Source organism: Variovorax sp. YR752 (genome assembly GCF_943372545.1).
In genome coordinates, this window is record NZ_CALRZC010000182.1 from 1 (window position 1) to 17,114 (window position 17,114).

Consider the following 17,114-nt stretch of genomic DNA (forward strand, 5'->3'; position numbering starts at 1 on the left):
CACCCCCCGCCCCCGCGACTTCACTTCGGCGCCAGGCGGCTCGCGCCGTCGAGGCGGATCACCTCGCCGTTGAGCATGTCGTTGGTGACGATCTGGTGCACCAGCTTGGCATAGTCCTCGGGCGTGCCGAGGCGGCTCGGGAAGGGCACGCCGGCGGCCAGCGCGTCCTGCACTTCCTTCGGCATCGAGAACAGCATCGGCGTGCCGAAGATGCCCGGCGCGATCGTCATGTTGCGGATGCCGTTGCGCGCCAGGTCGCGCGCGATCGGCAGCGTCATGCCGACCACGCCACCCTTGGACGCGGAGTAGGCTGCCTGGCCGATCTGGCCGTCGAAGGCGGCCACGCTGGCGGTCGAGATCAGCACGCCGCGCTCGCCAGTGGACTCCGGCTCGTTCTTCGCCATCGCCTCGGCGGCCAGGCGGATCATGTTGAAGCTGCCGACCAGGTTGACGGTGATCACCTTGGCGAACAGCGCCAGCGCATGGGCGCCATCCTTGCCCACGGTCTTGGCCGCCGGTGCGATGCCGGCACAGTTGACCAGGCCCATCAGCTTGCCCAGCTTGAGCGCCGCGGCCACGGCAGCCTGGCCGTCGGCCTCCTGGCTGACGTCGCACTTGACGAACACACCGCCAAGTTCCTTCGCGATCGCCTCGCCCTTGTCGGCCTGCAGGTCGGCGATGACCACCTTGCCGCCGTTCGCGGCCAGCATGCGCGCCGTGCCTTCGCCCAGGCCGGACGCGCCGCCGGTGACGATGAAGACCTTGCCTGCGATGTCCATGCGACGCTTCCTCAGTTCAGCGCGGCGAGTGCGCGTGCGGTGATCTCGTCGACGCTGCCGGTGCCGTCGATCTTGCGGTAGCGCGGTGCGCCGGCGTCGCCCGTGGCGGCCCACTTCGAGTAGTAGTCGACCAGCGGCCGCGTCTGGCTCTGGTAGACCTCGAGGCGCTTGCGCACCGTCTCTTCCTTGTCGTCGTCGCGCTGGATCAGTTCCTCGCCGGTCACGTCGTCCTTGCCGGCAACCTTCGGTGGATTGAACTTGACGTGATAGGTGCGACCCGAGGCCACGTGCACGCGACGGCCGCTCATGCGCTCGATGATGGCCGCATCCGGCACGTCGATCTCGAGCACGAGGTCGAGCTTGACGCCTGCGCTCTTCATCGCGTCGGCCTGCGGGATGGTGCGCGGGAAGCCATCGAACAGGAAGCCCTTCGCACAGTCGGGCTGGGCGATGCGTTCCTTGACGAGGCCGATGATGATGTCGTCGCTGACCAAGCCACCCGAATCCATCACACGCTTGGCGGCGACACCGAGCTCGGTGCCGGCCTTCACCGCGGCACGCAGCATGTCGCCGGTGGAGATCTGCGGGATGCCGAAGTGCTTGCAGATGAACGCCGCCTGGGTGCCCTTGCCGGCGCCGGGTGCGCCCAACAGGATGAGTCTCATGGGTCTGCCTCGAATGTCGTTATGGTGCGTGGGACGACGACGTGGGGCACCCTCGTCGCGTCATTCGCGAACGAGAATAACACGCGCGTCCCTGCGCGAAACTGACGCTTGCCCCAGGGGCGCAGGGCCCTCGAACGTGCTTCAGGCGGCCAGCAGTGCGCGCACGCGCGCCAGGTCTTCGGGCGTGTCGACACCCGGGCCGGGCGCATGGTCGGTGACATGCACCGCGATGCGCTCGCCGTGCCACAGGACGCGCAACTGCTCGAGCGATTCGAGCTGCTCGATCGGCGCGGGAGGCAGTGTCGGGAAGCGGCGCAGGAAGCCGGCACGGTAGCCGTACAGGCCGATGTGGCGCAGCGGCGCGGGCGACTGGATCTGCGCCGTGCCGGCGGCACGCCCGTCGCGCCACCAGGGGATGGGTGCGCGCGAGAAGTAGAGCGCGCGGCCGGCCGCGTCGAGCACGACCTTGACGACGTTCGGGTTGTCGAGTTCGGCGGCCGACGCGATCGCATGGGCGGCCGTGCTCATCACGCAATCGCCGCGCCGATCGAGCAGCGCAGCGCAGGCGTCGATCAGCGCCGGGTCGATCAGCGGCTCGTCGCCCTGCACGTTGATCACGACGTCACCGCCGTCCAGGCCCAGCTTCTCGCAGGCTTCGGCGAGGCGGTCGCTGCCGGTCGCGTGGTCGGCGCGAGTCGGCACCACCCGCACGCCATGGGCCTCGCAGGCGGCGACGATGTCGGCATGGTCCGCTGCCACGACCACCGCCGCGGCCGACGACAGCGCCGCGCGCTGTGCAACGCGCACGATCATCGGCAGGCCGCCGATGTCGGCCAGCGGCTTGCGCGGCAGGCGCGTCGAGGCCAGCCGCGCCGGCACGAGCACGGTGAAGCTCACGACGCCGGCGCGTCGCTCAGTGGGCGCGCTTCGCTCTCGAGCAGGATCGGGATGCCGTCGCGCACCGGAAAAGCGAGGTGGTCGGCATGGCAGACGAGTTCGTGGTGTTCGTCGATAGGCGGCCGGCGATGTTCCAGCGGGCCCTTGCAGATCGGGCAGACCAGCAGTTCGAGCAGTCGGGTTTCCATGGGCTCAGGCGCGGTGTGCGGGGCGGGGCGGCAGCAGGGCGAGCAGGTCGCGCTCGAAGGCCGCGTCGAAGCCGAAGTCTAATGCGGCGACCCAGATGCGGCCGGCCGCCGCACGCTCAGGGCGGATCTTCACGGCGTCCTTCTCGGTCAGCACGACGTCGGCGGTGCCGGGCGGCCAGGGCAGCGTCGTGTAGTCATGGTGGTCGGGAAGCGGATGCTCGCCGATGTCCAGGCCCTGCTCGCGCAGCATCGCGAAGAAGCGCTGCGGGCGCGCCAGGCCGGCGACGGCGAGCAGCGGTCGGCCGCGCAGCGCATCGATCGAGTTCGGCGCGGGCCTGGCGCCGCGCCACCAGTCCTCGAGCGCGACGACGCCGGCCAGGCCACGCAGCGCCAGGTGACCGGGCAGCGCGGTGCTCGCGCGCGCTGCGTTGTAGAGCACGACGCTGCACGGCGGCACGCCGACGGGCATCGGCTCGCGCAGCGGGCCTGCCGGCTGCAGCCAGCCGTTGCCGGCACCGCGTTCGTCGAAGACCAGCACCTGTGCGTCGCGCCCAAGGCGCAGATGCTGCAGGCCGTCGTCGCAGACGACGATGTCGACCTGCGGATGGTGGGCCCGCAATGCCCGTGCAGCGGCCACCCGGTCGCTGCCGACGCAGACCGGCACGTTGCCGCGCAGGCGCAGCAGCAGCGGCTCGTCGCCGGCTTCGCTGGCTGGCGTGTCCGGACCGACGTCGAGCACGCCTTGCGCGCGCCGCCCATGCCCGCGCGACACCACGCCGGGCGCCCAGCCTTCACGCTGCAGCAGGCCGAGCAGTGCCAGCGTGGTCGGCGTCTTGCCGGCGCCGCCGGCGATCAGGTTGCCGACCACCAGCACCGGCACATCGATGCGTTCGCTGCGCCGGATGCCCGCCCGATAGAGTGCCCGTCGCAATCCGACGAGCCCGCCGAACAGCCAGGACAGGGGCAACAGCGCGATGGCCAGCGGCCCGCGCGCCAGCCAGGCCTGCTGCAGGCGCGTCGCGAACGAGGCGGAGTCGGCCAAGGGCGCCGGCGCCTTCAGCGCGCTTCGCCGCCCGAGGTCTGGGTGGCGAAGGTCAGGCGCGGCAGACCCGCGCGCCGCGCGGCGTCCATCACGTTGACCACGCTCTGGTGCGCGGCGGTGGCGTCGGCCGAGACGATGACGACGGCATCGTTGGCGCCGCCGGCGACCGAGGTCAGCTCTGCGGCGAGGATCTCGACGCTGCGTCCCTCGACCGGCTTGCGGTTGACCACGTAGCGGCCGTCGGCACTGACCACGACGATGATCTCGCGGGGGCGCTCGCGCAGCTTTTCGGCATCCGCGACCGGCAGGGTCACCTGCAGTTCGGTGAACTTCGAGTAGGTGGTCGACATCATCAGGAAGATGAGCACCACCAGGAGGATGTCGATGAACGGGATCAGGTTGATCTCCGGTTCCTCGGGCCGACCCTTGCGGAAGTTCAACGACATCGCGGCCTCAGGCAGCGGCAGTGCCGCGCTGCGCGGTGAAGCGCAGCAGGTGCGGCACGAGGCGGTTCGCCGCCTGTTCCATGTCCAGCGTGTACTGCTCGACCAGGCCGCGGAAGTAGCGGTAGAAGATCAGCGCGGGGATGGCGACGATCAGGCCGAAGGCGGTGTTGTACAGCGCGATCGAGATGCCTTGCGCCAGTTGCGCCGGGTTGTTGCCGGTGGGCGACTGCGACGCAAAGATCTCGATCATCCCGATCACCGTGCCGAGCAGCCCGAGGTAGGGCGCCGACTGCGCGATCGTGCCGAGCGTGTTGAGGTACTTCTCCATGCGGTGCACCGCGGCGCGGCCGGCCGACTCGAACGCGCCACGCAGCGTCTCCTCGGTGATGCGCGGGTCGGCGATCACCGCGCGGATGCCACTGGCCAGCACGCGGCCGAGGATGGAGTTGTCGGCCAGCTTGTTGACGACGTCGGGCGCGGGCAGATTGGCGCGAGTCACCGACAGCACTTCGTCGAGCAGGCGAGGCGGCACGACGCGCGCGGCGCGCAGGCTGGACAGGCGCTCCACCACCAGCGCCAGAGCGATGATCGAGCAGATGATGAGCGGCCAGATCGGCCAGCCAGCGGCTTGTATGATCGAAAACAAGCGAGCCCTTTCAATGGCGAGTTCGTCGGCGGAAGCGGGTCTTTCGGGACGCGCGATGATAGACCAAGGGTCGTGCGATGGCGCCACGGGCGAGACAGCAGTCGCATCGATGCCGGCGCAATCCACCGCTGATGTGGATAACTTTGTGGGCAACCCCGGTGGGCATCGCGCAAAGCCGCGTGAAATCTCGCGCTGCGTTGGATTGCTGAAAACTTGGGCAGCGATAAATCCATGAAAATCAAGCACTTGCACGATCATGACGGCGCTGTGACGGTCATCGTGGTGCTGCAGCCCGCATGGCGCCGTGTTGTGGAGTTCTCGGGCCGCGCCGTTGCTGGCTTTGCGCGTGGCTGAGCTGTTTTCGTCCGCGTCGGAGCGCCTGGTGTGGAGCGTCGCCGGCCTCGTGCAGGCGGTGTCGGATGCGCTGGCGGCACGCTTTCCGGTCTGCGTCGTGCGCGGCGAACTGTCGGCCTTCACGCGCGCTGCCAGCGGCCACTGCTACTTCAGCCTGAAGGATGCCGACGGCGCGGCCGCGCTGCTGCGCTGCGCGATGTTCCGCCGCGCTGCGAGCCTGCTCGACTTCGCGCCGGCCGACGGGCAACTCGTCGAGCTGCGCGGCCGGCTGGGCGTCTACGAGCCGCGTGGCGAGCTGCAGTTCGTCGTCGAGGGCATGCAGCGCGCCGGGGCCGGCGCGCTGTTCGAGCAGTTCCTGCGCCTGAAGGCCAAGCTGGAGGCGCAGGGCCTGTTCGACGCCGCGCGCAAGCGCGCCATTGCTGCCCATCCGCGCCATCTCGGCGTGGTCACCTCGCTCGGTGCAGCGGCGCTGCATGACGTGCTGACCACGCTGGCGCGGCGCAGCCCGCATGTCGAGGTGATCGTCTACCCGAGCCTCGTGCAGGGCGCCGAGGCGCCAGCCTCGCTGGTGCGCGCGCTGGAGACGGCATCGGCGCGCCGCGAGGTCGACACGCTGCTGCTGTGCCGTGGCGGCGGCTCGCTGGAAGACCTCTGGGCCTTCAACGACGAACGTGTGGTGCGTGCCGTGGCGGCGTGCGCGCTGCCGGTGGTCTGCGGCGTCGGCCACGAGACCGACGTCACGCTGGCCGACCTGGCCGCCGACCTGCGCGCGCCGACGCCCACCGCAGCGGCGGAACTGGCTGCGCCATCGACTGCCGCCTGCGCCGAGGCGCTGGCGGTGCTGCAACGGCGCGCCGCGCAGCGGATGCATGCGCTGCTGGACACGCAGGCGCAGCGCCTGGACGGCCTGTCGCTGCGCCTGGCGCGACCGCTCGAAGGCGTGCGCGCGCGCGCCCAGCAGCTTGCGCTGCTCGCGCAGCGGCTGCGTGGTGCGGGCCGGCGTGTCGCCGACCGGCAGGCCATGCAACTGGACCCGCTGGCGCGCCGCCTGCTGCGTGCAGTGGCGGTCGACCACGAGGCGCGAGCGCGCCGCCTCGATGCGTTCGGCCAGCGCCTCGACGCACTCGATCCGCAGCATGTGCTGGCGCGTGGTTATGCGTGGCTGACCGATGCCGATGGCCGCGTGCTGCAGTCGGTGCAGCAGTTGTCGGCGGGCCAGGCCTTGCAGGCCACGCTGGCCGATGGACGCGCCGGCCTGAGCGTCGTCCACGTCGAGCCCGCGCCGCGGCGCTGAGCAGCGCCACGCCTGCCGGCAAGGCCTTGCCGGCCTGCCTACAATGGCTTCAACCCCGCCCCAATCCGACCGAGAGAGGAACTCCATGGAACACACCCTGCCGCCGCTGCCCTTCGCGATCGACGCCCTGGCGCCGCATTACAGCCGCGAGACGCTCGAGTACCACCACGGCAAGCACCACAACGCCTATGTCGTGAACCTCAACAACCTGCAGAAGGGCACCGAGTTCGAGGCGCTGACGCTCGAGGAGATCGTCAAGAAGGCGCCGAACCCCGGCCCGGTCTACAACAACGCCGCGCAGATCTGGAACCACACCTTCTTCTGGAACTGCATGAAGCCGGCCGGCGGCGGCGAGCCCCAGGGCGCGCTGGCCGCGGCGATCAATGCGAAGTGGGGCAGCTACGCTGCCTTCAAGGAGGCCTTCACCAAGAGTGCGGTGGGCAACTTCGGCTCCGGCTGGACCTGGCTGGTGAAGAAGGCCGACGGCAGCGTCGACATCGTCAACACCGGCGCCGCCGGCACGCCGCTGACCACCGCCGACAAGGCGCTGCTGACCGTCGACGTGTGGGAGCACGCCTACTACATCGACTACCGCAACCTGCGCCCGAAGTACGTCGAGACCTTCCTGAACTCGCTGGTCAACTGGGAGTTTGCGGAGAAGAACTTCGCCTGAGCGACGGTTCTCCCCGCTGGAGTGACGAAGGCCGGTCGATGACCGGCCTTCTGCATAAAGGGGCGGTGTCAGTTGCCGAACGGCGCGCCGGTGATCTTCGTGCCCGGCTTGAGCGCACGCCTGGCGAACCAGCCCTGGTTCATTTCGAGGGCATAGCGCACCGGCTTGGCCGAGCAGTGCGAATCCAGCGATTGCGGCTTCATGTCCTCGATGTTGACGATGCTGCCGTCGTCGGCGAGGAAGGCGATCGACAGCGGCAGCAGCGTGTTCTTCATCCAGAAGCACTGCTGACCGGGCTGATCGAAGACGAACAGCATGCCGTCGTTGACCGGCATGGACGGGCGGTTCATCAGCCCGATCGCGCGCTGCTCGGGCGTGCGCGCCACCTCGGCCGTGATCAGGTGGAAGCCCGCGGTCAGACGGGTCGTGGCCAGCCGCTGGGGAGCGTCCTGGGCGGCCGCCGGCAGGGCGAAGGCGCAGGGCAGGGCTGCGGCGAGGATGATTGTCTTGATGAAAGTCATGCGCAAGTGGGGGTGCAGCGACTAGATTATGGCCGTGGCTTCCATCCTCACCGAACGCAGCGCTGCCGTCGCGGTTGACCCGCCATCCGGCGAACTGGCCGCGCTGGACGACCCGCTGAACCAGGGCGCGTTCACGACATGGACGCAGGATCCGGCCGGCCGGCGTGAAGCCACCTCGCAGTTCCGCCTGTCCGGCCTGTACTGCGCGGCATGCGCCGGGCTGATCGAAACTGCGCTGCACGGCGTCGACGGCGTGATCGAGGCGCGCGTGCATTCCGCCACCTCGCTGGCGCTGGTGCGCTGGGACCCGCAGCGCACGCGCGCCTCGGCGCTGGTCGAGGCTGTGCGCCGCGCCGGCTACGGCGCCGTGCCCGACGCCGCCGCCAGCGCCCGTGCATTGCGCGAGGCCGAGCAGCGCAAGGCGCTGTGGCGGATGTTCGTCGCCGGCTTCTGCATGATGCAGGTGATGATGTACGCGACGCCGGCCTATGTGTCGGAGCCGGGCGACATCACGCCGGACATGCTGCGCCTGCTGCAGTGGGCCAGCTGGGTGCTCAGCCTGCCGGTGATGCTGTTCTCCGCCGGGCCGTTCTTCAGCAGTGCCTGGAACAGCCTGAAGCAGCGCCGCCTGGGCATGGACGTGCCGGTCTCGGTAGGCATCCTGGTCACCTTCGTCGCCAGTTCGGGCGCCACCTTCGACCCGGGCGGCATCTTCGGCCACGAGGTCTACTTCGACTCGCTGACCATGTTCGTCTTCTTCCTGCTCGGCGGGCGCTGGCTGGAACTGCGAGCGCGGCACCAGGTGGCGCTGTCGCTCGAGGCCGGCACGGCGCGATTGCCCGACAGCGTCGAGCGGCTGCGCGAGGATGGCAGCGTCGAGCGTGTGGCGGTGGCGCGGCTGGCAGCCGGAGATCGCGTGCGCGTTGCGGCGGGCCAGGCCTTCCCGGCCGACGGCGTGCTGGCCGAAGGCCGCACGCTGGCCGACGAAGCACTGCTCACCGGCGAATCGGCCCCTGTGCCCAAGCACAGTGGCGACGAGGTCGTGGCCGGAAGCCTGAACCTGCGCGCGCCGGTGGTGATGCAGGTGCTGCGCCTGGGCGAGGACACCCGGCAGGCCGGCATCGTCGCGCTGATGCGCAGCGCGCTGACGCAGCGCCCGCGCCTCGTGCAGCAGGCCGAGCGCCTGGCCGGCCCGTTCCTCTGGACGGTGCTGGTGCTGGCCGCCGGCGCGGCCGCGGCCTGGTCATTCATCGACCCGCAGCGCGCGGTCTGGGTGGCGGTGTCGGTGCTGATCGTGACCTGCCCCTGTGCACTGTCCCTGTCCGCGCCGGCGGCGCTGCTCGCGGCGACCGGCGGCCTGGCGCGGCGCGGCGTGCTGCTGCAGCGCATCGAGGCACTCGAGGGCCTGGCCGCTATCGACACGGTGGTGTTCGACAAGACCGGCACGCTGACGCGCGACCGGCTGGAACTCGCATCGACTGTGCTGCAGCGCGAGGGCGACGATGAGCAGGCGCTGCTGGCGAGCGCGGCGTCGCTGGCCGCGCTGTCCACGCACCCGGCCTCGCGTGCGCTGGTGGCGGCGGCCGGCGAGGGCGGCACCGCGCGCCGATGGACGGCGGTCGAGGAGCATCCGGGTCAGGGTCTCGAAGCCCGTGACGAGGCCGGCATCGCATGGCGTCTCGGCCGGCGCGACTGGGTCGTTCCGGCGGCTGTGCACGCTGCGGCCGAGGACGACGGCGCGCTGCACTTCGGGCCGACCGGCGACACGCGCGCCGTGTTCTCGCTGCGCGAGCAGTTGCGCGATGACGCGCTGGCCACACTGGCGCAGTTGCAGCGCGACGGCCTGCGGGTCGCGCTGCTTTCCGGCGACGCGCCGCAGCGTGCCGCCGCGCTCGCGCAGCGCCTGTCCATCGCCGACGTGCGAGGCGGCGCCACGCCGGCCGACAAGCTCGCCGCCGTGGCGGCCTGGCAGGCCGAAGGCCGCCGCGTCGCGATGGTCGGTGATGGCCTCAACGATGCGCCCGTGCTGGCGCGCGCCGACGTCTCCTTCGCCTTCGCTCATGGCTCGGCGGTGGCGCGCAGCGGTGCCGATGTGGTGCTGCTCGGCGAGCGCCTGGCCGATGTGGCGCTGGCGCGCCGCCAGGCACAGCGCACGCTGCGCGTGATCCGCCAGAACCTGAGCTGGTCGGTGATCTACAACGCAGCCTGCGTGCCGCTCGCATTGATCGGCTGGCTGCCGCCCTGGGCTGCGGGCATCGGCATGGCATCGAGTTCGCTGCTGGTGGTGCTCAATGCGCTGCGGGTGGCGCGCATTGACGGCAATTATGGCGACGAGGCCTGAACGGCATGGACATCCTCTACATGCTGATCCCGCTGTCGGTGGTGCTGGTGTTTGCGGTGATCGGCATCTTCGCGTGGGCGCTCAACGCCGGGCAGTTCGACGATCTCGAGCGCGAGGGCGAACGCATCCTGAGCGCCGATGAGACAGCCGCGCGACAGGCTTCGGCAAACGTTGATAGCGATCAATCCCGCCAATGACCCTGCGCGGAACAATGGTTTCATCGAGTAAATGACACCCAAGGAAGGAGATCTCCCGATGGTCAACAACACATCGGCCGCGCCGCACGGGGGGCCGGTCTACGACGACGGAGTGGTACGAGCGTTCTCGCTCGCCGCCGTGCTATGGGGCATCGTGGGCATGCTGGTCGGCGTCATCATCGCCGCGCAGCTGACCTGGCCCGAGCTCAACCTGGGCATCTCCTGGCTCAGCTACGGCCGCCTGCGGCCGCTGCACACCAACGCGGTGATCTTCGCCTTCGGTGGCTGCGTGCTGTTCGCGTCGAGCTACTACGTCGTGCAGCGCACCTCGCAGGTGCCGCTGTTCGCCGGCAAGCTGGCCTGGTTCACCTTCTGGGCCTGGCAACTGGTCATCGTGGCCGCGGCGGTGTCTTTGCCGCTGGGCTTCACGCAGGCCAAGGAGTATGCCGAGCTGGAGTGGCCGATCGACCTGTTGATCGCCGTCGCCTGGGTGTCCTACGCGATCGTCTTCTTCGGCACGATCGGCGTGCGCAAGGTGCGCCACATCTACGTGGCCAACTGGTTCTTCGGCGCGTTCATCCTGACGGTCGCGCTGCTGCACATCGTCAACAGCGCCGCCATTCCGGTGAGCCTGACCAAGAGCTACTCGGCCTATGCCGGCGTGCAGGACGCGATGGTGCAGTGGTGGTACGGCCACAATGCGGTCGGCTTCTTCCTGACCGCGGGCTTCCTCGGGATGATGTACTACTTCATCCCGAAGCAGGCCGAGCGCCCGGTGTACTCGTATCGCCTGTCGATCGTGCACTTCTGGGCGCTGATCTTCACGTACATGTGGGCCGGCCCGCACCACCTGCACTACACCGCGCTGCCCGACTGGGCGCAGAGCGTGGGCATGCTGTTCTCGCTGGTGCTGCTGGCGCCGTCCTGGGGCGGCATGATCAACGGCATCATGACCCTGTCGGGCGCCTGGCACAAACTGCGTGACGACCCGATCCTGAAGTTCCTGATCGTGTCGCTGTCGTTCTACGGCATGTCGACCTTCGAGGGCCCGATGATGTCGATCAAGACCGTCAACGCGCTGTCGCACTACACCGACTGGACGGTCGGCCACGTGCACAGCGGCGCGCTCGGCTGGGTGGGCCTGGTGTCGATGGGCACGCTGTACTACCTGATCCCGCGCATGTTCGGCCGCAAGACGATGTACAGCACGCGCGCCATCGAGCTGCACTTCTGGATCGCCACCATCGGCATCGTGCTGTACATCGCCGCGATGTGGATCGCCGGCGTGATGCAGGGCCTGATGTGGCGCGCCATCAACCCGGACGGCACGCTGGTCTACAGCTTCGTCGAGAGCGTGAAGGCGACCTTCCCGTTCTACGTGATCCGCCTGCTCGGCGGGGTGCTGTACCTGACCGGCATGCTGATCATGGGCTGGAACGTCATCAAGACGGCCACCTCCGGCAAGTACGAGCCGGTGCCCGTGCCGGCCGTCGCCGCCCACGCCTGATCCCAACGGAGTACCGAACAAATGGCCAACAACCAAGCCACCGGTCTCTCCCACGAGAAGATCGAGACCAACAACTTCCTGATGATCGTGCTGATCCTGCTGGTCGTGGCAGTGGGCGGCATCGTCGAGATCGTGCCGCTGTTCTTCCAGAAGTCGACCACCGAGCCGGTGCCGGGCCTCAAGCCCTACACCGCGCTGCAGCTGGCCGGGCGCGACGTCTACATCCGCGAAGGCTGCTACAACTGCCACTCGCAGATGATCCGTCCGTTCCGCGCCGAGACGCTGCGCTACGGCGACTACTCCAAGGCCGGCGAGTTCGTCTACGACCACCCGTTCCAGTGGGGCAGCAAGCGCACCGGCCCGGACCTGCACCGCGTCGGCGGCAAGTACAGCGACGACTGGCACCGCATCCACCTGATCAACCCGCGCGATCTGGTGCCGGAATCGAACATGCCGGCCTACCCGTGGCTCGAGAAGGCCAGCGTGAACCCGGCCGACATGGCGCCGAAGATGAAGGCGCTGCGCATGGTCGGCGTGCCCTACAGCGACGACGAGATCGCCAAGTCCGGCGACGAGGTCAAGGGCAAGACCGAGATGGAGGCGGTGATCGCCTACCTTCAGGTGCTGGGTACCGCGTCCGCGGCAGCGGCGGCGGCCAAGTGAGGGAGATCGATCATGGACGTCAATGACCTCAGAAGCGTCGTGACCGTGGTCTCGCTGATTGCCTTCCTGGGCATCGTCGCGTGGGCCTGGTCGCGCAGCAACCGTGCAGGGTTCGACGAGGCAGCACAACTGCCGTTCGCCGAAGAGCAGGGCGCCGAGGGCGCCTCGCGTGGAGGAAATCAACAATGAGCGACTTCGTCAACAACGGCTGGTCGATCTTCATCGCCGCCGTCACCATCCTCGGCCTCGTGGCCTGCCTCGGCCTGCTGATCGTGGCCAGCAAGCGCAAGGTCATGGCGCAGGACAACACCACCGGCCACGTCTGGGACGGTGACCTGCGTGAACTCAACAACCCGCTGCCGCGCTGGTGGATGGGCCTGTTCGTGCTGACCGTGGTCTTTGCCGGCCTCTACCTGGTGCTCTACCCGGGCCTGGGCAACGCCGCCGGCAAGCTGGGCTGGAGCAGCACCGGCCAGTACGACGCCGAGCAGGCCAAGGCGCAGGCGGCGATGGCGCCGCTGTACGCCAAGTTCACCAGCCAGACACCCGAGGCGCTGGCCAAGGATGCGCAGGCGATGGCGATCGGCGAGCGGCTGTACATCAACAACTGCGCGCAGTGCCACGGCTCGGACGCGAAGGGCAGCAAGGGCTTCCCCAACCTGACGCTGCCGGTGGCCTCGCGCCTGGCGACCGATTCGTTCGACTCGGTGAAGGCCACCATCACCAACGGCCGCCAGGGTGTGATGCCGCCGATGGCCGCCGCGGTCGGTACGGCGGAAGACGTGAAGAACGTCGCCCACTATGTGCTGAGCCTGTCGGGCAGCCCGCACAACGAACTGGCCGCGCAACTCGGCAAGCCGAAGTTCGGTGCCTGCGCGGCCTGCCATGGCGCGGACGGCAAGGGCAACAAGGCCCTGGGCGCGCCCAACCTGACCGACAAGGTCTGGCTGCATGGCTGGGGCGAGCAGACGATCGTGGCGATGGTCAACGGCGGAAAGAACAACGTGATGCCGGCACAGGCCTCGCGCATGACGCCGGAGCAGATCCACGTGCTGTCTGCCTATGTCTGGAACCTTGCGCAGGCTGGCTCGGCGGCGCAGTGACGGAAGCCTGAATGTCTGACACGCACGCGGCCGCGGCGGCGGCCGCCCCGAAAGCCGCCGCCCCGGGGGTCGGCGCTCCCGATGCGGCCGGCGAGATCGTCTCGCTCTACGCCGCGCAGAAGAAGATCTACGCCCGTGCGGTCAGCGGCTGGTTCGCGACCTGGCGCTGGGTGCTCGTCTGGGGCACCCAGATCCTGTTCTACGGGCTGCCCTGGCTGCAGTGGAACGACCGCCAGGCGGTTCTGTTCGACCTCGGGGCGCGCCGCTTCTACATCGGCGGCCTCGTTCTCTACCCGCAGGACTTCATCTACCTGACGGGCCTGCTGATCCTCTCGGCCTACGGCCTGTTCCTGTTCACCGCGGTGGCCGGCCGCCTGTGGTGCGGCTACGCCTGCCCGCAGACGGTCTACACCGAGATCTACATGTGGTTCGAGAACCGCATCGAGGGTGACCGTGCCAAGCGCATGAAGCTCGATGCGGGGCCGTGGACCGGCGAGAAGCTGGCGCGCAAGGGCGGCAAGCAGGCGGTGTGGATCCTGTTCGGCCTGTGGACCGGCTTCACCTTCGTCGGTTACTTCACGCCGATCCGCACGCTCGCCGCGGAAGCCGCGACGCTCGGCTTCGGGCCGTGGGAGTGGTTCTGGATCCTGTTCTACGGCTTCGCGACCTACGGCAATGCCGGCTACATGCGCGAGCAGGTCTGCAAGTACATGTGCCCGTACGCGCGCTTCCAGAGCGCGATGTTCGACCACGACACGATGATCATCAGCTACGACACGGCGCGAGGCGAGCCGCGCGGTTCGCGTCCGAAGTCGATGGCTCACGAGGCGCTGAAGCCGGCCGGCAAGGGCGAGTGCATCGACTGCACGCTGTGCGTCCAGGTCTGCCCGACCGGCATCGACATCCGCAAGGGGCTGCAGTACGAATGCATCGGCTGCGCGGCGTGCATCGACGTCTGCGACAGCGTGATGGACAAGATGAACTACCCGCGCGGGCTGATCCGCTACGCCACGCAGAACGGCATCGACAAGGGGTGGACGAAGGAGCAGATGCTGCGCCGCGTGCTGCGCCCGCGCGTGCTGGTCTACACGGCCATCATGATCGTCATCGTCGCCGCCTTCGCCGCCAGCCTGTACCTGCGAACGCCGTTCCGCGTCGACGTGGTGCGAGACCGCGGCGCCCTGGCGCGGCTGGTCGACGAAGGCCGCATCGAGAACGTCTACCGGCTGCAGCTGATGAACGCCGCCGAACGGCCGCAGCGCTTCCGCATCGAGGTCGAAGGCCTGAACGGCGCGCGCATCGCCTCGAAGGCGGAGGTCGAGGTCGGCTCCACCGAAGCGCGCTGGGTGCCGGTGGCGGTGCAACTGCCGCCCGAGACCGCCGCGGCGCTGGGCGCCGGCGCCCACCCACTACGATTCACCATCACCCGATTGCCGGACGGCTCCGGCGGCGAGGTCGCGGTGCGCGAGAAGTCCACCTTCGTCGTGCCGCGCTGACAGACGCTGAAAGAGAAAGGGATCTGCACATGGCCAATGACAACAACAAGCCGGTCGCCTGGTGGCGCGTGCCGATGGTGTGGATGGTGGTCGGCGGGCCGCTGTCGGTGGTGGTGGCGAGCGTGGCCACGGCCGTGATTGCCTGGAAGCACATCGACCCGGTCATCACCACCACGCCGCAGGGCGAGATCCGGCCGGGCGACAACATGGCGCCCAAGCTCAGCCCGAAGGACGCACTGGCACCGGCGCAGCAGGGCCGCAACCACGCGGCCACGCCGCAACGCTGAGATGCAGTACACCGCCGCCGTCTTGAAGCAACGCGCGCTGACCATCCTCTGGCCGGCCTTCCTGATGGCCGGCGTGCTGGAGATGCTGGTCTTCGTCGTCGTCGACCCAGGGGATCTGCACTGGTTCGGCGGCGAGGCACTGAACTGGTCGACTCAGGCGGTCTACACCGTGACCTTCCTGATCTTCTGGGGCGTTATCTCGGTGGCCGGCGCACTCACCGCGCTGCTGGCCACCAGCCCGGAAGACATCAACGAAGACCGCGGCCGGGGCTGGCCGCGCTGAATCGCCGCCGCGGAAGCCGCCTCAGCAGGCGGCGCTGCTGATCAGCTGGCGCAGGCCGGCTTCGTCGAGGATGCGGATGTGGCGCTGCTTGACCTCCAGCAGCCCGTCGTCCTGGAACTTCGAGAAAGTGCGGCTGACGGTCTCGAGCTTGAGGCCGAGGTAGCTGCCGATCTCCTCGCGCGTCATGCGCAGGATCAGCGACGAGGCCGAGAAGCCGCGCGCCTGCAGGCGCTGCGTCAGGTTGAGCAGGAAGGCGGCGAGGCGCTCCTCGGCGCGCATGCTGCCCAGCAGCAGCATCATGCCGTGGTCGCGCACGATCTCGCGGCTCATGATCTTGTGGAACTGGTGCTGCAGCGGCGTGAAGTCGCGCGACAGTTCCTCGAGCTGGCCGAAGGGGATCACGCAGACCTGCGAGTCCTCCAGCGCAATCGCATCGCAGTTGTGGCGGTCGTGGCTGATGCCGTCCAGGCCGAGCAGTTCGCCGGCCATCTGGAAGCCCGTGACCTGGTCGCGGCCATCCTCCGACGACACGCAGGTCTTGAAGAAGCCGGTGCGCACCGCGTACAGCGACTGGAACGAATCGCCGGCGCGGAACAGCGCGTCGCCGCGCGTCACCGAGCGTCGCTTGGCGACCAGTTCGTCGAGCCGTTCGAGGTCGGGGTCCGACAGGCCGACGGGCAGGCACAGCTCGCGCAGGTTGCAATTGGAACAGGCGACCTTGAAGGCCTCCGTCCGGATCGGCACGACGGGAGTGGTGGAACTCATGAATTCATTCTCCGATTGCCCAGGTGAAATGCCGTTGATGCACGTCAAGGCGCTTGACCGACGGCAAGGCACAGTGTGTGTCCATGCTGACCACTACCCACACCGAGCGCCCTGTCGTCACCGAAGAGCTGTTGCGCCGGCTCGACGTGAACGGCCCGCGCTACACCTCCTATCCAACCGCCGACCGCTTCGTCGATGCCTTCGGCCCGGAGGACTATGCGCGTGCGCTCGACCAGCGCGCGGACGGCGCCGGCGTGATCGGCGGCGCGAGCCCGCTGTCGATCTACGTGCACATCCCGTTCTGCGAGTCGCTGTGCTACTACTGCGGCTGCAACAAGGTCATCACCCGGCACCACGAACGCGCCGGCGAATACCTCGACGTGCTCGAGAAAGAGATCTCGCTGCACGTGGACCGCCTGGGCGCCGGGCAGTCGGTGTCGCAACTGCACTTCGGCGGCGGCTCGCCGACCTTCCTGAGCGACGCCGAGCTGAGCCGGCTGATGGGCACGCTGAGCCAGGCCTTCCGCCTCGCCCCGGGTGCGGAGAACTCGATCGAGGTCGACCCGCGCACGGTGAACGCGCAGCGACTCGCCCACCTCAAGGAGATCGGCTTCAATCGCCTGAGCTTCGGCGTACAGGACTTCGACCCCGCGGTCCAGCAGGCGGTGCACCGCGTGCAGAGCCGGGAGATGGTCGCCGACCTGATGAGCACGGCGCGGGAACTCGGCTTCGAGTCCACCAACGTCGACCTGATCTACGGGCTGCCGAAGCAGACGCCGGAGTCGCTTCGCCGCACCATCGAGCAGGTCGCGGAACTGCGCCCCGAGCGCATCGCGCTGTACTCCTACGCGCACCTGCCGCAGCGCTTCAAGCCGCAGCGCCGAATCGACTCCGCCGCGCTGCCGCCGGCGGCCGACAAGGTGACGATGCTGTCGAACTCGATCGCCGGCTTCGTCGGCCACGGCTA

Annotated in this window: 22 protein-coding genes; 13 read left to right on the forward strand and 9 right to left on the reverse strand. The window is 68.9% G+C overall.

Translation table 11 applies throughout. The features are described 5' to 3' along the window. Positions 1-20 precede the first annotated feature (20 nt). The 7 genes from AAG801_RS30600 to AAG801_RS30630 form a co-directional block, all read right to left on the reverse strand. A complete protein-coding gene (locus tag AAG801_RS30600) occupies positions 21-779 on the reverse strand; it encodes a 3-hydroxyacyl-CoA dehydrogenase (RefSeq protein ID WP_341891768.1) in 759 nt (252 codons plus the stop codon). Positions 780-790: 11 nt separating this feature from the next. Beyond that, positions 791-1,444: an adenylate kinase gene (gene adk, locus AAG801_RS30605; protein ID WP_341891769.1), complete on the reverse strand. Its 654-nt coding sequence runs from the start codon at positions 1,442-1,444 to the stop codon at positions 791-793. Positions 1,445-1,585: 141 nt separating this feature from the next. Further along, entirely contained in the window at positions 1,586-2,341 is a 756-nt protein-coding gene (gene kdsB, locus AAG801_RS30610) for a 3-deoxy-manno-octulosonate cytidylyltransferase (RefSeq protein ID WP_341891770.1), read from the reverse strand. After that, a complete protein-coding gene (locus AAG801_RS30615) occupies positions 2,338-2,529 on the reverse strand; it encodes a Trm112 family protein (RefSeq protein ID WP_341891771.1) in 192 nt (63 codons plus the stop codon). The genes kdsB and AAG801_RS30615 overlap by 4 nt, the downstream gene beginning before the upstream one ends. A gap of 4 nt (positions 2,530-2,533) precedes the next feature. Next, positions 2,534-3,571, reverse strand: a complete 1,038-nt coding sequence (gene lpxK / locus AAG801_RS30620) for a tetraacyldisaccharide 4'-kinase (RefSeq protein WP_341891772.1) — start codon at positions 3,569-3,571, stop codon at positions 2,534-2,536. 14 nt (positions 3,572-3,585) lie between these two features. Then, positions 3,586-4,011, reverse strand: a complete 426-nt coding sequence (locus tag AAG801_RS30625) for a biopolymer transporter ExbD (protein WP_341891789.1) — start codon at positions 4,009-4,011, stop codon at positions 3,586-3,588. 13 nt (positions 4,012-4,024) lie between these two features. Then, positions 4,025-4,663 (reverse strand): MotA/TolQ/ExbB proton channel family protein, encoded by a 639-nt coding sequence (locus AAG801_RS30630; RefSeq protein WP_341891773.1) that lies wholly within the window; start codon positions 4,661-4,663, stop codon positions 4,025-4,027. Between the two features lie 231 nt (positions 4,664-4,894). Between AAG801_RS30630 and AAG801_RS30635 the strand changes: the two genes are divergently transcribed. The 3 genes from AAG801_RS30635 (at position 4,895) to AAG801_RS30645 (ending at position 6,984) form a co-directional block, all read left to right on the forward strand. Continuing rightward, the gene (locus AAG801_RS30635; RefSeq protein ID WP_341891774.1) at positions 4,895-5,017 is read left to right on the forward strand and encodes a hypothetical protein; all 123 of its coding nucleotides are present in this window, start codon (positions 4,895-4,897) and stop codon (positions 5,015-5,017) included. Then, positions 5,010-6,311 carry an exodeoxyribonuclease VII large subunit gene (gene xseA / locus AAG801_RS30640; RefSeq protein WP_341891775.1) on the forward strand — a complete coding sequence of 434 codons (1,302 nt, stop codon included), beginning with the start codon at positions 5,010-5,012 and terminating at the stop codon, positions 6,309-6,311. The genes AAG801_RS30635 and xseA overlap by 8 nt, the downstream gene beginning before the upstream one ends. A gap of 85 nt (positions 6,312-6,396) precedes the next feature. Then, a complete protein-coding gene (locus AAG801_RS30645) occupies positions 6,397-6,984 on the forward strand; it encodes a Fe-Mn family superoxide dismutase (protein WP_341891776.1) in 588 nt (195 codons plus the stop codon). Positions 6,985-7,052: 68 nt separating this feature from the next. Here AAG801_RS30645 and AAG801_RS30650 read toward each other — a convergent pair whose 3' ends face one another. Continuing rightward, positions 7,053-7,505, reverse strand: coding sequence for a DUF192 domain-containing protein (locus AAG801_RS30650; RefSeq protein WP_341891777.1), 453 nt, complete (start codon positions 7,503-7,505; stop codon positions 7,053-7,055). A gap of 34 nt (positions 7,506-7,539) precedes the next feature. Here AAG801_RS30650 and AAG801_RS30655 point away from each other — a divergent pair, with 34 nt between their 5' ends. Genes AAG801_RS30655 through AAG801_RS30695 form a run of 9 tightly spaced genes read left to right on the forward strand, consistent with a single transcriptional unit; the run spans position 7,540 to position 15,382 of the window. Beyond that, positions 7,540-9,846, forward strand: coding sequence for a cation-translocating P-type ATPase (locus tag AAG801_RS30655; RefSeq protein ID WP_341891778.1), 2,307 nt, complete (start codon positions 7,540-7,542; stop codon positions 9,844-9,846). 5 nt (positions 9,847-9,851) lie between these two features. Next, positions 9,852-10,043 (forward strand): cbb3-type cytochrome oxidase assembly protein CcoS, encoded by a 192-nt coding sequence (ccoS, locus tag AAG801_RS30660; protein ID WP_341891779.1) that lies wholly within the window; start codon positions 9,852-9,854, stop codon positions 10,041-10,043. Positions 10,044-10,101: 58 nt separating this feature from the next. Next, positions 10,102-11,550, forward strand: coding sequence for a cytochrome-c oxidase, cbb3-type subunit I (gene ccoN / locus AAG801_RS30665; protein ID WP_341891780.1), 1,449 nt, complete (start codon positions 10,102-10,104; stop codon positions 11,548-11,550). A 21-nt stretch (positions 11,551-11,571) separates the two neighbouring features. Further along, positions 11,572-12,213 carry a cytochrome-c oxidase, cbb3-type subunit II gene (ccoO, locus tag AAG801_RS30670; RefSeq protein ID WP_341891781.1) on the forward strand — a complete coding sequence of 214 codons (642 nt, stop codon included), beginning with the start codon at positions 11,572-11,574 and terminating at the stop codon, positions 12,211-12,213. 12 nt (positions 12,214-12,225) lie between these two features. After that, complete coding sequence (locus AAG801_RS30675; protein WP_341891782.1) at positions 12,226-12,402, forward strand: cbb3-type cytochrome c oxidase subunit 3; 177 nt, start codon at positions 12,226-12,228, stop codon at positions 12,400-12,402. Beyond that, entirely contained in the window at positions 12,399-13,316 is a 918-nt protein-coding gene (ccoP, locus tag AAG801_RS30680) for a cytochrome-c oxidase, cbb3-type subunit III (RefSeq protein WP_341891783.1), read from the forward strand. The genes AAG801_RS30675 and ccoP overlap by 4 nt, the downstream gene beginning before the upstream one ends. Positions 13,317-13,327: 11 nt before the next feature. Then, complete coding sequence (gene ccoG, locus AAG801_RS30685; RefSeq protein WP_341891784.1) at positions 13,328-14,812, forward strand: cytochrome c oxidase accessory protein CcoG; 1,485 nt, start codon at positions 13,328-13,330, stop codon at positions 14,810-14,812. A gap of 29 nt (positions 14,813-14,841) precedes the next feature. Then, a complete protein-coding gene (locus AAG801_RS30690; RefSeq protein ID WP_341891785.1) occupies positions 14,842-15,099 on the forward strand; it encodes a nitrogen fixation protein FixH in 258 nt (85 codons plus the stop codon). A gap of 1 nt (position 15,100) precedes the next feature. After that, positions 15,101-15,382, forward strand: coding sequence for a hypothetical protein (locus AAG801_RS30695; protein WP_341891786.1), 282 nt, complete (start codon positions 15,101-15,103; stop codon positions 15,380-15,382). 21 nt (positions 15,383-15,403) lie between these two features. On the opposite strand, the gene fnr is transcribed toward AAG801_RS30695, so the two are convergent. Continuing rightward, positions 15,404-16,147 carry a fumarate/nitrate reduction transcriptional regulator Fnr gene (gene fnr / locus AAG801_RS30700; RefSeq protein WP_341891787.1) on the reverse strand — a complete coding sequence of 248 codons (744 nt, stop codon included), beginning with the start codon at positions 16,145-16,147 and terminating at the stop codon, positions 15,404-15,406. Positions 16,148-16,230: 83 nt separating this feature from the next. Between fnr and hemN the strand changes: the two genes are divergently transcribed. Further along, positions 16,231-17,114 (forward strand): oxygen-independent coproporphyrinogen III oxidase (gene hemN, locus AAG801_RS30705; RefSeq protein WP_341891788.1); only part of this gene is annotated, 884 nt, incomplete at its 3' end.